Annotated in this window: 12 protein-coding genes and 1 pseudogene; 3 read left to right on the plus strand and 10 right to left on the minus strand. The window is 49.4% G+C overall.

Annotated elements, in window-relative coordinates; genetic code table 11:
* Positions 1 to 272: pseudogene (locus FDW95_RS23765) on the minus strand (thiamine pyrophosphate-binding protein); the annotation flags it as partial.
* Between the two features lie 11 nt (positions 273 to 283).
* Positions 284 to 1,789: a CoA-acylating methylmalonate-semialdehyde dehydrogenase gene (locus FDW95_RS11450; RefSeq protein WP_115257691.1), complete on the minus strand. Its 1,506-nt coding sequence runs from the start codon at positions 1,787 to 1,789 to the stop codon at positions 284 to 286.
* A gap of 292 nt (positions 1,790 to 2,081) precedes the next feature.
* Between FDW95_RS11450 and FDW95_RS11455 the strand changes: the two genes are divergently transcribed.
* From FDW95_RS11455 to FDW95_RS11465, 3 genes are all read left to right on the plus strand, one after another.
* Complete coding sequence (locus tag FDW95_RS11455) at positions 2,082 to 2,936, plus strand: MurR/RpiR family transcriptional regulator (RefSeq protein WP_096756047.1); 855 nt, start codon at positions 2,082 to 2,084, stop codon at positions 2,934 to 2,936.
* A gap of 633 nt (positions 2,937 to 3,569) precedes the next feature.
* Complete coding sequence (locus FDW95_RS11460) at positions 3,570 to 4,709, plus strand: hypothetical protein (protein WP_115257690.1); 1,140 nt, start codon at positions 3,570 to 3,572, stop codon at positions 4,707 to 4,709.
* Positions 4,710 to 4,730: 21 nt separating this feature from the next.
* On the plus strand, positions 4,731 to 4,979 hold the full coding sequence (locus tag FDW95_RS11465) for a hypothetical protein (protein ID WP_115257689.1): 249 nt from the start codon (positions 4,731 to 4,733) through the stop codon (positions 4,977 to 4,979).
* A gap of 21 nt (positions 4,980 to 5,000) precedes the next feature.
* Here the strand turns inward: FDW95_RS11465 and FDW95_RS11470 are convergent, their stop codons facing one another.
* The 8 genes from FDW95_RS11470 to dpaL all read right to left on the minus strand — a co-directional run bounded on the left by FDW95_RS11470 (position 5,001) and on the right by dpaL (position 15,341).
* Positions 5,001 to 6,251, minus strand: coding sequence for an ROK family transcriptional regulator (locus FDW95_RS11470; protein WP_115257688.1), 1,251 nt, complete (start codon positions 6,249 to 6,251; stop codon positions 5,001 to 5,003).
* Positions 6,252 to 6,416: 165 nt separating this feature from the next.
* Positions 6,417 to 7,445, minus strand: coding sequence for an N-acetylglucosamine-6-phosphate deacetylase (locus FDW95_RS11475; protein WP_115257687.1), 1,029 nt, complete (start codon positions 7,443 to 7,445; stop codon positions 6,417 to 6,419).
* Positions 7,446 to 7,455: 10 nt separating this feature from the next.
* A complete protein-coding gene (locus FDW95_RS11480; RefSeq protein ID WP_115257686.1) occupies positions 7,456 to 8,196 on the minus strand; it encodes a glucosamine-6-phosphate deaminase in 741 nt (246 codons plus the stop codon).
* 44 nt (positions 8,197 to 8,240) lie between these two features.
* Positions 8,241 to 9,578, minus strand: a complete 1,338-nt coding sequence (locus tag FDW95_RS11485; RefSeq protein WP_115257685.1) for an MFS transporter — start codon at positions 9,576 to 9,578, stop codon at positions 8,241 to 8,243.
* A gap of 305 nt (positions 9,579 to 9,883) precedes the next feature.
* Positions 9,884 to 11,170: an MFS transporter gene (locus FDW95_RS11490; protein WP_137363506.1), complete on the minus strand. Its 1,287-nt coding sequence runs from the start codon at positions 11,168 to 11,170 to the stop codon at positions 9,884 to 9,886.
* Positions 11,171 to 11,248: 78 nt separating this feature from the next.
* Complete coding sequence (locus FDW95_RS11495; RefSeq protein WP_115257683.1) at positions 11,249 to 12,841, minus strand: D-aminoacylase; 1,593 nt, start codon at positions 12,839 to 12,841, stop codon at positions 11,249 to 11,251.
* A gap of 69 nt (positions 12,842 to 12,910) precedes the next feature.
* Positions 12,911 to 14,095, minus strand: a complete 1,185-nt coding sequence (locus FDW95_RS11500; RefSeq protein ID WP_115257682.1) for a YgeY family selenium metabolism-linked hydrolase — start codon at positions 14,093 to 14,095, stop codon at positions 12,911 to 12,913.
* Positions 14,096 to 14,129: 34 nt separating this feature from the next.
* Positions 14,130 to 15,341, minus strand: a complete 1,212-nt coding sequence (gene dpaL, locus FDW95_RS11505; RefSeq protein ID WP_115259906.1) for a diaminopropionate ammonia-lyase — start codon at positions 15,339 to 15,341, stop codon at positions 14,130 to 14,132.
* Positions 15,342 to 15,644 lie beyond the last annotated feature (303 nt).

The raw sequence follows: 15,644 nt of genomic DNA on the forward strand, positions 1-15,644 counted from the left end.
ACCGACGATGTCACGGCCCAAATGCGCTGTCGGCGATGCTGTTTGGCGAACCCTGTCGCCATATGCGCAATTCCCTGCTCATTACATCCCTGCATCACCTTCAGATGCCCGGCATCCTGCTCCAGCGCCTGGCCGATTCCGAGCACATTACCGTGACCAAAGATGGTCGCCACGCCCTCCACGAAGGGCGTTTCATGCCCATCAACGCAGACATATTGTTGATTGAGGAATTTGACCAGCGCCTGGGCCATGGTCATACGTTCGGTTTGCATAGCTCCTCCTGTCAGCCCAGCGTCGGCATGGAGAACGCCGCGCCCGTGTCCTGCTGCATTTCCGGCCAGCGTGCGGTAACGGTTTTCATTCGGGTGTAGAAACGCACGCCGTCGTTGCCGTGAACGTTAAGCGCACCAAAGATAGAGCGTTTCCAGCCGCCAAAGCTGTGGAACGCCATCGGCACCGGGATCGGGACGTTTACCCCAACCATCCCGGCCTGAACCTCTTCGCAGAAACGACGCGCGCAGCCGCCGTCACGGGTGAAGATAGCCGTGCCATTACCATATTCATGACGGTTAATCAGTTCCACCGCACTGGCGTAATCTGCTACCCGCACCACAGAAAGTACCGGTCCAAAAATCTCTTCTTTATAGATGGTCATCTCTGGCGTGACCTTGTCGAACAACGTCGGCCCGACAAAGTAGCCCTGCTCATGACCTTTGACGCTAAAGCCACGACCGTCAACGCGCAAACGGGCACCCTGAGATTCACCGCTATCAATATAGCCGAGTACTTTACTGCGGTGCACCGAGGAGATCAGCGGTCCCATTTCATTTTCCGGCGTCTGGTCAAGGCCCGGCCCGACGCGCAGCGCCGCAATCTGTTGTTCCAGTCGGGCACAGAGTTCATCTGCCGTTTTATCGCCGACGGCCAAGACGACGGAAAGCGCCATGCAGCGTTCCCCTGCCGCGCCATAAGCTGCGCCCATAATGGCGCTGGTGGCCATCTCCATGTCGGCATCCGGCATTAAAATACAGTGGTTTTTTGCCCCACCGAGCGCCTGACAGCGTTTACCGTGAGCCGATGCAGTTTGATAAATGTATTCGGCTATGGGGGTTGAACCGACAAAGCTTACGGCCTGAACCCGCGGGTCGGTCAGCAGCACGTCTACCGACGCTTTATCGCCCTGAACCACGTTGAACACACCGTCCGGCAGCCCCGCCTGTTGCAGCAGTTTTGCCAGTTCGAGCACCAGAGAAGGATCTTTTTCCGACGGCTTCAGCACAAAGGTGTTGCCGGTCGCCAGCGCGATGGGGAACATCCACATCGGCACCATCGCCGGGAAGTTAAACGGCGTGATCCCTACGCACACACCGAGCGGTTGCATCAGCGAGTGGCTATCGACGCCCGTTCCCACGTTGGCTGAGTGCTCACCTTTTTGCAGGTGAGGAATGCCACAGGCAAACTCCACCACTTCCAGACCTCGGGTGATTTCGCCGACGGCATCAGAGAACACTTTGCCATGCTCTTCGCTGATTAAGCGGGCAAGTCGCGTCATGTTCTCTTCCAGCAAAGCCTTAAAGCGGAACATCACTCGCGCACGCTTTAGCGGAGAATAGCGCGCCCATGCAGGAAAGGCTTCATGCGCCGCCGCAACGGCCTGCTCGGTTTCCTGTACCGTACTCATCACCACCTGGCGGATTTGTTCGCCGGTGGCTGGGTTGAAGATTGCCTGCACACGCTGGCCTGAACCGGTGACACATTCGCCGTGAATAAAATTCGCTACCGTCTCCATCCTTAACCTCTCGCTGTTGATACGTGACTGTTACCTGAACACTGTTCTCTGTGTACTATATATGAAACAAATATTCCATTTTAAGTTGAAATAAAACAAATATTGATTAATGTGATCAAGGATGGATTTTTATGTTAACGAGCAGCATTGCCAGAATAATCTGGCTATCCGTGTATTTCACGCGAAGAGAGGATTGAAGCTTTTGTTTCATTTTTAACAGCAATTGAATCATCAACATTTAAAAGACGCGGCTTTGCGTTTAGAATCATAAAACGATGTAACAGGAGGTAAAATGACGACAGCAACCAGCCTGAACGAGCTGCAGCAGCAAATCCGCGATCGCTACGATAGCCTGAGCAAGAGGCTGCAGCAGGTGTCCCGCTATGTGCTGGATAATACCAATAGCGTGGCCTTCGATACGGTTGCCGTCATTGCCGAGCGTGCCGGAGTACCGCCATCGACGCTGATCCGCTTTGCTAATGCCTTTGACTTCTCCGGTTTCAACGAAATGAAACAGCTGTTTCGTATGAACCTGGTGGAAGAGACCGCCAGCTACAGCGACCGCGCACGACTGTTTCGTGAAATGGAAAGTGAAGCGGTGCCGGAAACCCCGCTGGACATCCTGCAGGAATTTGCCCGTTCGAATGCGCAGGCCTTACAGCAGCTGGCGGCCCGCGCTGAACCCGAAATGCTGGTACGTGCAGTACAACTGTTGGCAGATGCCGACACGATTTACATCGCCGGTTTGCGCCGCTCATTTAGCGTAGCCGCCTATCTTACTTATGCCCTGAGCCATCTTGAGTGCCGCCCTATTCTGCTCGACGGGATGGGGGGAATGCTGCGCGAACAGATAAACCGCATTAAAGCGAACGATATCGTAGTGTCGATTAGCTTCTCGCCTTACGCAGAAGAGACCGTCATGGTCAGTGAAACGGCAGCGAATGCCGGTGCTCGCCAAATTGTGATTACCGACAGCCAGATCAGCCCGCTGGCAACGTTCAGCGATCTCTGCTTTGTGGTGAAAGAGGCGCAGGTCGACGCCTTTCGATCGCAGTCTGCCACGCTGTGTCTGGTGCAATCGTTAGTGGTAGCGCTGGCATACAAATTAGGTGATGGCAGCAACGAAAAAAGCCGTTCTGCTGGGTAAGTATGGCAACCAGGCCATTGAAAGGACGAACCCATCGCGACGAATGCCGGATAGCATGTTGTCCAATAAACAGGTATCTGGCACGCCGCGAGCGCAATCATCTTACGCGCAGATCTAATCCTTGCAATGCTTGCAAAGAGCGTTCGGCATAGCGTAATAGGCCAGTGCCTTATCTCTTCCATCGTTCAACATGATCCGAGTCAGACTGCGGTTCTCTCACAGGGCCGCAGAATGCGAGACCGCGCCGCTGGGTAACCAGAGCCGTTAAGCGCCTTATCCGCACGAGAAAACGACATATTCCTATATATTATAAGATTTATAATGCAAACAAATATTATTTTTCAATATGTTGCCAATGTTTGATTTTTTATGAATTTTATTTCCATGACAAACTATCCTACACTTGTTTTTACGCATATATATAGCAGGAATATCCCATGAACGAACCGCCTGGACACCATCGTTCGTTGTGCAGAAAACAGATCAGCAATATGCTTTTTCATACTTTCGGGTGATAACAATTTCGATCAGGCATTTTTTCATCATTTAAGGAGAGAAACAGGATACCAGAATTGCAACGCATGTTGCCTTGCTGGTAGTAAACGAAGCAATTGATTGATGGTGTAGAGTAAAATGAATCAAATACGAGAATCATTAAACAATGTTATATTCCCGGATAACATGCCTGACTCCTGGCCTTATCAATCCTGGTGTTCCCCGGCAGATATTGACACCGATATTACCTGGTATTCTTTTACTGAGCTTGATTTAACACTCAACGCCTGGCTAGGACAAAACGCCTTAATCCCTGTGCGAACATCTGTTTGGGGGTTTGTTTATGAGAATGAACCATTAGTCCAGATAAATATCAAAGATGATACTGCATTTATTGCAATTAACCGGAGATTCTACTCTTGGGTAATTATTGTTGCAGGAACCTACAACTTAAATATCAGCCTCGATTTATCCACGATCTTTAAGCACACGGCATTAGCAGATACGGCTCTATGTATGATTGCCAATAGAGTTGATACTCAATCAGTAGACGTCGCACTGAACACAGCAAAATCTTTTATGAACTTTGTTTTTTTTCATGAACTGGTTCATCTAATATGCAGTCATCATGCGTTTTTTCAGCACAATGGACATCAACCGTCCTACATCAGAACTATGGCATTTATTGCTGATTTTTTAGCTTTCGAAAACTCGCTTATGCCCTTAAGCGGTAATGACACCACACACAAACGAAATAGAGATCTGGAAATCGGTACCGCCCGTTGTCTTGGTTTTATAATAGCTTCCTATTTCATCATCAAAACTAAACAAATGAACACCGTAAACGTCTACCCTACGGTAAATGAAAGAACTATCTTGTTACTGAGCTATATATTATCACCCTATTTAAAAAGAGGTGAATGGGCAAATATGTTGTTGAAACATGAAGCCAGAGGAATAATGGATGCCTATACTCGACGAAGGAAATTAGGATTTAACCTAGACAATGATGATTGTATCATCTCTACTGATTATGCCACATGTCATTGCAACTGTAGTCAATGCAATGCTTTCGCCACAGAGATATACACAAAGGCCAGACCATTAAATACTGAAGTGTTAAACCATATGGATGTCTATACTGCATGTTTTTCTAAAAATAGAAACGGCATGACCTATCCAAACCTGGAGAAAATAAACAACGCTACGTCTTATTTTTGTGGTTTAAAACACCCTGTGTTATTTTCATTAGAGAATTCAATTAAGAGATTGATTTAGGACACTTGAACACATTAACTCATGCGCAAACTACAAAAAATTCTCCACACGGAAAGAAAGGATGTTAGCCCTTACTCCCAACTGTCTGCGGAATCGATTTCACGCATCGCCGCACAGTGTGGCCGCGATGAAGTCGCGGATGCGCATATACTGATAAAGCAGTTACAAGCCGAACGGGTCACTGTTCCTGACTGGGATGGTGACACCGAGGACGACATCTGGCGGGCTATCGCGTTATTCCGGGCGATTCTTGCCAGCGTTCAACGCTAACCCGCTTCAATACAAAACGCACTACTGCAACAGTTTCGCAAGCCCCTGCTCCAGCACCGGGATTGCGGCTCCATAGACACCGAGATCGCGACTCACCCGACTGACCGAGAGTTCCTCAATAGTCTGCCCAAAAAAGCTATTCTGCTGTTGAAAGCCCTCACTGAACGCTTGCCAAATACCCGCGTTTTTTACGAAGGGGCCAGAAACGATCAGTTTTTTCGGGAAAAACACGCGACAAACGTTTGAGACTGCGGTGGTCATCTGTTCTACCGCTTGCTGCACGGCGGGATTATCCATCAGGTTCCTTGATTCAAGGAGAGTGGCAATATTCTCTTCATCATCTCCGGTCTGAAAGTCCTCAGCCAAAACCTGACGACCAATCGACCACAGTGCTGCGACCGTCTCCAGGCACCCTTTTTGCCCACAATGGCAAAGGGCATTATGCCCTGCAATATGCCAATGACCAATTTCGCCGAAAGCATAGCCACCCTCAACAATTTTGTCCCCGGACTGGCCAAACGCAAAACCAACGCCATATCCCCAGTGCACCAATAATGTGCTTTCATCCTTCTGAAGCAGATGAATCAACAGCTCATTGTCCAGCGTACGGGACAACGTGATGGAGTGGTTCTCATCCGGAAAAACATTTCTGATATCCAGGTTATGCATCCGGGGCCAGCGAGATGTATGAATCCAGCGGTTAGTCGTACGATCAAAAACACCGCCAAGAGAAAAAACGATACCTGCTAACTCAGCATCTTTTGGTAGTTTCTCAAAAATGCTGTTATAGAGATTGCGAAAGATGACTGCCAGTGCAGCATTGTCACTATCCGGGGGCGCTTCGGTATGCTCATGGGCAATAATCTGTGCCGACAGGTTGACCATAAATGTATGTACCGACTGACTGATGACCTGAAAAACAATCGTCACTACCCGGTTGGCATTGACGCCAAGCGTCAGCGACGGCCGGCCTCGCCCGACATGCTCGCTGGGTTCTTCGGTTAACAGTCGACTTTCCAGCAATTCCGCAACATATTCGGAGATCGTGGTTGAACGAATCGACAGTCGTTTGGTCGCTTCGCTTCGGGTTTTAACCTCTCCCTTCAGAACGGCAAGAAAAACGCGTTCTTTATCATTGAGTAAGGCACGGGTAATCGGCAAATGGGTTAAAAAATCTATAGTGCGTTTATTATTCATGCTCTTTTTAATAACGTTCGGGTTCAGGGCCGAAAAGTTGGCGGCAATCCTCATAATGACGCAGAAGAGGTGCATTTTTTCATTAGGGTTACCTGACGAAGTATCCTGAAAGGTCGAGCATCAATCAACCCTGATTTACCTTTTCACAACAGCAGGAACAAAGCATTACAACACAGAAAGACAATCTTAATGGGGAAGGGATAACACAAACGTGGTGGGGGCATTATTGCCCCCGGGCTTTTAGGGGTAGCGTCGGCTTATCTCTGTACCGATGTAACATTCAGTGATGATATTATTTTCATCCCAAACCACCCTGGTATCAGGGCTGGCACACTGATGATATACCATGGCCGGTTGCATAAATTGGATTGGGTGAGCGCTTGCCATTGCCGCGGCGTCATCAAAACTGGCAATGTCCCAGTTCACCAGATTACGCACGGCCTGATCAAGCGTCAGACTAGAACCCGCCAGGTTGCTGGCACCAGGTTGGCGTACCTTTCCATCTTGCGCACGCTCCACGTTGATTCCCGCAAAAGGATATTGTCCCGGGAGGTCACAAGCGGCAGCGCTCATTGCATCCGTGACTAAAATTGAGCGGGAAAGCGTTTTTGCTCGCAGAAGGTTTTTGAGCGCAAATGGCGGAATATGTAATCCATCGGCAATAAAGCTGGCATGCAATGCGTCGCAACTCAACTGCGCCTGTAACGTGTTATCCAGCTTAGGCAATATCTGAGGTATACCATTACCCAGATGCGTGCACAGGCTGGCTCCAGCCTCAACCGCAGCCTGAAGCGAGGCGTACCCCGCACTGGAGTGCCCAACGGCGACACATTTCCCCCTTTTCACTAACGCCCTTACGAACCCTCCACCTTCATCAAACTCCGGTGCACAAGTGACCAGCAAAATCGGTCGTATCAGTTCCCTCTCCAGCTCATCAATCAACCGAACATCCGGTGACGTCATATCTTGTGCAGGATGACAACCGGCATATCCCTCTGCCGGATTCAGAAAAGGCCCTTCCAGATGATATCCCGGAACCATAAACGCACCGAGTTTACTCTCTGCCACCGCCTTATCGAGCGCCCGAAAGCGTCTGGTCAGCACGCTTTTTGACGCGGTGATCAACGTTGGCAGACAGCAAGTCACGCCGGTTTTCAGCATAGCCTCCAGAGCGGAGTCCAGCCTGTCAGCATCAATATTTTCATCATTGAAATCAACGCCGGCAAATCCATTCACCTGTATATCAAACAAACCTAGAGTGACTTTCATCTTTCATCCCTTACTGTTCAGTCATTAACGAGGCGGATTCACTATCCAGAAAAACCTGACAGGCAGGATGACGTTGTACAATTGAAGCCGGAACGCTATTCACTACGGGTCCCTGCAATGCCTGTTTTACCGCCAGCGCTTTACGCGTATCCGGAATACTCAGGATCAGTACTCTGGAGAGCATAATTTGATTAATGCTCATCGAAATAGCTTGGGTCGGAACCTCTTCCAGGCAACTGAACCATTTTTCGCCCAGTTGCTGCCGGCGGCAGGCCTCATCCAGTTCAACCGTCAGATAGGGGACCGTCGTTGTAAAGTCTGCTGGCGGATCGTTAAAGGCCAGATGGCCGTTTTCACCAATCCCGGCAAAACAAACGTCAATCTCTTGTGCGCTAATCAACCGGTTGAGACGGTCAATCTCCTCGACAATATTCTCAGCAGAACCATTCACCCCCACAAACTGGCCCACTGCCGGGAGTTTCTCGATAACACGTTCACGCAAATAACGGCGAAAACTGGCGGGATGATCGTCACTTAGGCCAATATATTCATCCAGATGGAATATCGTCACTCGCGACCAGTCAATATCGGCCTTAATAAGATTTTCCAGCATTTGAAATTGACTGGCTCCAGTTGCAAGGATAATAGCAACATGGTCTTTCTGATCTAGTGCATCTTTTATGGCAATAATACCGGCTTGTGCCGCGCCCACACCCAATAGAGCTTTGTTTTCTAAAATCGTAATATTCATATTTACCTCATTTGTTAATTTTCAATACTGTACCTGAATACGTATTAATGATGTTCTTTAAGTCCTTTCGCCATTTGCACCGCCACTAAGGTCAGCAGGCTACAAAACATCAGGTAATAGATCAGGTAGGTGGGGTCACCATCACCAAAAGTGATAAGTGCAGCGGCAATCACCGGTGTGGAACCCGCAAAAATAACGCTATTGAGTTCACGCGATAATGCAATACCGGAATAACGGTATTGTGTTGGGAACAGGTTTGCCAGAAATGCGCCCTGTGCCCCCGATGTCGCACCATGACCAATACCGTAGGCAATACACATGCCGAGAGTTGCCAACACAATATTGCCGCTATCAAGGAACCAGAATAAAGGGAAAGCGAAAGCTCCGAGGAAAATAGCGCCAAATGAGAAGACCACGGTGGTGCCATATTTATCAGCCATTTTTCCCATGATTGGGGTCATGATGGTATTCACCGTTACAGCAACCATCAGCGCTATAAGCCCTTCTGATTTTTCCATCCCTAAGGTATTAGTCAAATAACTGATACTGAAAACACTGAGTAAATATCCATTAGCCTGATGACCAGCCAGACTGAAGAAACCACAAATAAGGTTTTTCGGGCTGTTCATAATCAATGCCTTAAGCGGAACTGCATGCGTTTTCTTATTACTCTCGGCCTTTTCCATTGATTTAACATATTCAGGTGTTTCATCCAGATGTTTACGGATGTAAATAGCCACAATAAACAGCACAATGGAGAACAAGAACGGAACACGCCATCCCCAACTCATAAAGGCTTCATCCGGTAACTGGGTTACCAGAAAAAAGGCCAGCGATGAAAGTAGAATAGCGACCCCAGTAGAGGCATTGATCAGTGAAGTATAAAAACCTCGCTGTTTAATAGGGACATATTCAGCCACAAAGGTCTGGGCACCCGCCAATTCTGCGCCAGAGCCAAACCCCTGCATTAAGCGGATAACCACCAGGGCGATTGTCGCCCAAATACCAATGTGGTGATAAGTTGGCAACAGTCCCAATGCCAGCGTCGCAATCCCCATCAAAACCACCGCAAATATCAGTGCGGGTTTACGCCCATAACGGTCACCAATATGCGCGATAATCACGCCCCCTAGCGGACGAGAGACAAAGCCGACCGCAAAGGTTAAAAAAGCGGCTAAGGTGGCTATGGTGGGCGAAAGATTGGGGAAATAGAGTTTATTAATCACCAACCCTGCTGCAGCGCCGTATAGCGAATAGTCATACCATTCAATAACGGTTCCCGAGATGCTGGCAAACATGACTTTACGGATCGTCTTCTTACTGGCGCCCTGCTCTTGCGGGACCTCCAGTTGGCTTACTCTGTCTAAATTGGCTTCACTCATTGCACCCCCTGAATTTCATTAACTATTTGTTTTAAAGCAATAAAAAACATTGCATGGTTTGGGTAACAAGCGGACATCAACCTCGCGTACGATGACGGTATCACTACTCTATTTATTTTTGAACATGATCGTTCATAATTCAGATCGTAAATGTGACAGCTGTCATGACAATACTGATTTATGAATAAAGACGGAGAAGGAAATGAGGATTCAGGGGGGGTAATTAAGCGCAGGAAAGGTGGTTGAACATGGTATCAAAATGCCTGTGACTCTGGCACACCAGAGCCACAGGAGACAAACATTAATCAGGCTTGACTGGGTAATGCACCAATAGCGTGGGAGTTTTTCACGGTCAGCGTCACCACTGCCGAACAAATCAATGCCGCAATCATAAAGATAAATGCGCTGTTGTAGCTGCCGCCGCTGCTTTGGATTAACCAACCAATGACCGGTGCGGAAACCACCCCTGCCATTTGTCCACCAAAGTTAACGATGCCGGATGCGCGACCCATGATGTTGCTGGGAATAGTGTCCATCAAAATCCCCCAGAATGTCGCCATGGCGAAGAACATAAACAATGCTGAAATACACTGGTAAACCACCGCCATATCCGCGCTGCTTACGCTAAAGGTCAAATACAGGAAACCTGCGGCAATAACGGATGTCACAACGTAGAACATCTTACGCAACGACTTGTATTTGTCGGAGCAATATCCACCGATCAATGTGCCACATGCGCCAAACAGGAATGGAATCGCCGCCATCACACCGGTCTTCGCCAGTGAGAACTCACGGACGGTGATCAAATAGCTTGGCAGCCAGGTAGAGAAGCCCCAGAAGGTGATATCAAACAAGAACCAGATAGCCGCCATCTGCCATAGCACGGGCATTCTGAGCACGTCTTTGAACGCAACGGCCCGGGTATTTTGCTGACTACCTTGATCGTCAGCCGCCAGTTCCGCCAGATCCTGCTGCGTAATAGCCAGGTGATCTTTCGGGTTGTCCCGGGTAAAGAAATAGATACCCGCCGCAATAAACAGACCGGGAATGCCGAGCACGATAAAGACCATGTGCCAGCCAAATGCCCCGATGATGCTCGCCGCAACCACCACCGCCAGCGCCGGGCCTAAGGTATTCACCGTCGACTGAATCGCCGTTGCACGACCACGCTCTTTTGACGGGAAGTAGGTCGAGATCATCTTCCAGGACGCAGACGGGAAGCACCCTTCACCGATGCCAAATAAGAAGCGGACGGCCAGCATCAGAGGAAGCGTCAGTACCGCACCGGTTAAGCTGGTGAAAATTGACCACCAGGCAATGCCAATGGCCATAATTTTACGCGAGCCAAATTTATCCGCCAATAAACCGCCGGGAATTTGAAATGCCGCGTAACCAATAAAGAAGGCGCTAATAATTAAACCTTGTTGCGTGGTATCAAGATTTAAATCTTTACCGATATACGGTAATGAAACGCTCATCACCATACGGTCGAGAAAAGAAAGCAGCCATGCCAGCCAGATTAATGACAGGACGGTATATCTTGCTTTCCAGGTCTTTGGTTTACCTGAAGGTAAAGATGCTTGTTGGTTCATTGTGATGTCCTTGGGGTGTAGTGATCTCTCGCGGCTATAAATGGTCGCGAGAGATCAACGCGTGTTGCGCGTTATTTATTAGTATTGTTTTCTAATAACAGTACCGCTACAGGCATAGCTCTCTATGCCATTAATTAAAGCAATACGTCCATTGACCATCACCAGTTCGATCCCTTCAGGATACTGATTAGGTTCAACAAATGTGCCTTTATCGGTAATGGTGTACGGATCGAACATCACAATATCCGCAGCATAACCGATCTTAATCAGCCCTCGATCCTGCAAGCCCAACACCTCGGCAGGTTTTCCGGTCATTTTACGGATTGCCGCTTCCCAGGTCAGACAGCCCTCTTCCCGCACATATTTACCCAGTACACGAGGGAAAGCACCGAACACGCGCGGATGCGGCTTACCTGCGCCCATCAGGCCATCGGTACAGACGTTCTGTTCCGGGCGGCAGAGGAACTTAATTACGTGTTCTTCCGTGCCGTAGAAATCGACCATCCCAACGGCATTTTCTTCTTCAAACAGCAGATCAAAGGTGGCGTTGTACGGATCTTTACCACGCAGTTCACCCAACTCGACGAGGTTCAGGCCAACGGCATCCTGATTTTTTTCTGTCTTCACGCTGGTAACAAAAATCTGATCCAGACCGGCGAAATCAATAAAGTTATCCCAGCCCGGAATGCCCTGTTGAATATCAGCGATCATCTTCTCCCGCAGTTCAGGCGAGGCCAGACGTTCAAGCAGCTTGTCGGTTCCACCCGAATGGACCCACGGTGGCAGGATCACACCAAGCATGGTGCTGCCCGCAACGTAAGGATACTGATCGAAAGAGATGCGGATCCCCTCTTCCTGCGCCTGCTCCAGCATGCCCAGCATCCGATAAATCAGCGTCCAGTTTTTCTTGCCGCAAACTTTCATATGCGAAATGTGCAGCCAGACGCCGGTTGCTTTAGCGATATCGATCAGTTCCTGGGTGGAGTTGATGATGTCGTCGGCTTCACTGCGCTGATGCACCACGAAGATCCCGTTGTATTTCGCCGTGACCTTGCACAGCGCAATCATCTCAGCGGTATCGCCAAAAGCGCACGGCATATAGATAAGCCCGGTGGACAGGCCAAATGCTCCAGCCTTTAACTCCCGCTCGAGGACCTCGCACATCTTGGCCACGTCTTCACGGGTGGAAGGTCGCCCATCCAGCCCCATCGCTTCCATACGCACATTGCCATGCGGGACCAGATACGCAAGGTTAGTGGCCGGGTGACGAGAGGCCAATAAATTGAGATAACCGTCCGTATTCTTGTATTTCCAGTCAATTTTGTCGGTATCGCCATCCAGTCCGGCAATATTTTTACGCCAGGCCGGAATATATTCCTCAGGCAGCGGCGCAAGTGCCACGCCATCCTGTCCGAGTAATTCCGTGGTAATACCCTGACGAATTTTTGCCGACAGCGCGGGATTAATAATTGCCGACAAATCAGAATGTGTGTGGGTATCAATAAAGCCAGGACAAATTACTTTTCCTGTTGCATCAATAACCTGTTCATTTATACCAGCATCAATTTGGCCGATCGCCACAATACGACCGTCATCAACCATCACATCGGCAATCCTGCCTTCGCTGCCCGTCCCATCGATCACATTTCCGTTTTTGAAAATGGTCTTCATCGTAATTCTCCATTGCGGTGCAGATAAACTGCACCGCCTGTAGGGTAAGAGGGTTTTATCTTTATTTTTTTAATGGCGATACAATGTCTGGATAATGCTGTAATACCCGCTGGCCGAACCGGTTAGCTGATCGATTTCAATAAACTCATCGATGGTGTGCGCCAGGTTTTCACGCGATGGGCCAAAACCGATGGTTTTGATGCCCGCTTCGCCCGCATAGTGGCTACCGTTCGTGCAAAAGGAATACTGGGTGATGGTCGGTTCAAACCCTGCCGCACGCACGCCGGCCAGCGCGGCCTGCACAAACTCGTCGGACTCTTCGTAAACCCACCCAGGGAAGAAACGCTCGCCCTCAATGGTCGCGCCGGTATAGCAGGACTCCTGGCCTACAGCGTAGGAAACGCTGGCCTTAAATTGTGGATCCTGAGCGACCAGCTCGGCCAATGCGCTTTCCAGTGGCGCAATGACGCTTTCTTTGGTTTCGCCCACCAGCAGACGGCGATCGTAGGTCGCACGGCAGTAATCTGGCACCACAGATGCACCCGGATACGGCGACGATTTAATGTCCGTCAGTTCCAGAATGCCAGGCCCTAACACCGGATGCGTTGGCGGAGTAATGGTGCGGATTTTGTCAATCAGCTGCGCCATTTTGTACACCGCGTTAATACCTGCCTGCGGATTAGCGGAGTGCGCCGGTTTGCCAAACGTTTCAACCACAATTTCAGCGCGGCCACGCTGACCAATTTTCAGGTTTAATTCGGATGCTTCGCCGATAATCACATAGTCAGGTTTATAGCGTTCGCTGACCAGACGAGCGGCGATCCCTTCAAAACACTCTTCATGTACGATGCAGGCCACATAGATTTTACCGGCAAACTCACGCTGATTATCCTGGCCGAAAAATCCGACGGCAGAGATCATCGCCGCCACGGCGCCTTTCATGTCCGTCGTGCCTCGGCCATAAATTTTACCGTCCTCAATGTCGCCGCCGTACGGATTGTGGGTCCACTTTTCCGGATTCACGGGCACAGTATCAATGTGTCCATCCAGCACCAGCGTTTTTCCTGGTTTATTGCCGACAATACCGCCAACAATATTTCCGTATTTATCGACGTGAATGTCATCGAACTGGTAATGCTCCATCATTGTTTTTATTGCATTTACCACTTCCCCTTCCTGACCGGAATAACTTTTCTGCTGGATCAGTGCCTGGCAATTCTTAATCACTTCTTCAATACGGTTTGCAGATAACATGGTTTTCTCCGTTATAACTACAATCAGGAATGGATTAATTAATGCCGGGGTACTGACCGCCCCAGACAATATCCAGATATTGTTGCGGGTCGGTATCACCTTCTGTGCTTATCAACAGCACGCGAGAATGCGCATCCAGCCCCAGTTGTTCACGCGTCTGTGCCAGTGCTGGCGAGGTCATCAGCAGTGCCAGCAGACCGGTAGTCACAGCACCGGATTCACCGGATGTAATTTGCGGATCGCCCGCTAACGGGTTGCCCAGCATACGCATCCCCAGCGCGGCCACTTCATCAGGGCACGAGGCAAATGCGTCGGCATAGTCACGCAGCAGTTTCCAGCCGATGCTGTTGGCTTCCCCGCAGGCAAGCCCGGCCATCACGGTCTGCAAATCCCCCCCAACGGCCACCGCCTCGCCCTCTTTAGCCAGCGCAGAACGGTAGAGGCAGTCGGCGATTAACGCCTCAGCGACAATCACTTTCGGACGATTTTCCCCCCAGGCCGCCGTCACCATTCCCTGCACCATTCCGGCAAAAGAGCCCACGCCCGCCTGAACGAACACGTGTGTTGGCGCAACCTGGTGAAGCTGATCTATCGCTTCCAGCATCAGCGTGCCGTAGCCTTGCATAATCCACAGCGGGATCTTTTCATAGCCTTCCCAGGCCGTATCCTGCACCACGATCCAGCCATGCTCTTCAGCTTGTTCGGCGGTCATACGCACGGCATCGTCGTAGTTCATATCGACAATCTCCGCCGTCGCGCCTTCATTGCGAATTGCGGTCAGACGCTGCTCAGATGAGCCTTTCGGCATGTAAACCACCGCATTCTGCTTGAGCTGCCGCGCCATCCATGCCACTCCTCGTCCGTGGTTGCCGTCGGTCGTTGTAGCAAACGTCACGGTCTTCAGGTCGCGGCGCACTTCGTCGCTGGTCATCACATCAAAAGGTAATTCGCTGATATCCTTACCCACTAATTCCGCGATATGGCATGCCATCGCATAGGCACCTCCCAGCGCTTTAAAGGCTTTGAGACCAAAACGCTGAGACTCATCCTTCAGATAAATATTTTTAACGCCCAGTTTTTGCGAAAGAACCGGTAACGAATACAGCGGCGTCGGCGCATAACCCGGAATAGAGCGATGAAAATTCAGCGCTTTTACCAATTCCTGGCGACTAAACGGCGCCAGCGGCGCATTGGGGTGTTCAGTAAACGGCGTCTGGTTGATAAAAAACGATAAGTTTTCCTGCATCATAGAACCTCATTGTCCTGATATTTCATTCCCTGTAATCGGTGCCATACAGAGAGCGTTAAGCGAGCGGTATTCCCTAAAAGCAAAATGCTTACCAGTTTTTTATAAAACGACAAAATCATGACGAGAAAATTAATAATTACTTTAACTTCAATGAATTAAAAAATAGCGAGCGGATTAATGTCGTAAAAACAGCGTGCTGAGTTTATCGCGTTATTTTGATAAATTATCACCAATGATAAATAGTGTGATCGCGGAAGATAAAACAAAAAATATATCTAAAAACAACGTAATAGATTGATT

Source organism: Citrobacter sp. wls718 (genome assembly GCF_005280945.1).
GTDB classification, from domain to species: Bacteria; Pseudomonadota; Gammaproteobacteria; order Enterobacterales; family Enterobacteriaceae; genus Citrobacter; species Citrobacter gillenii.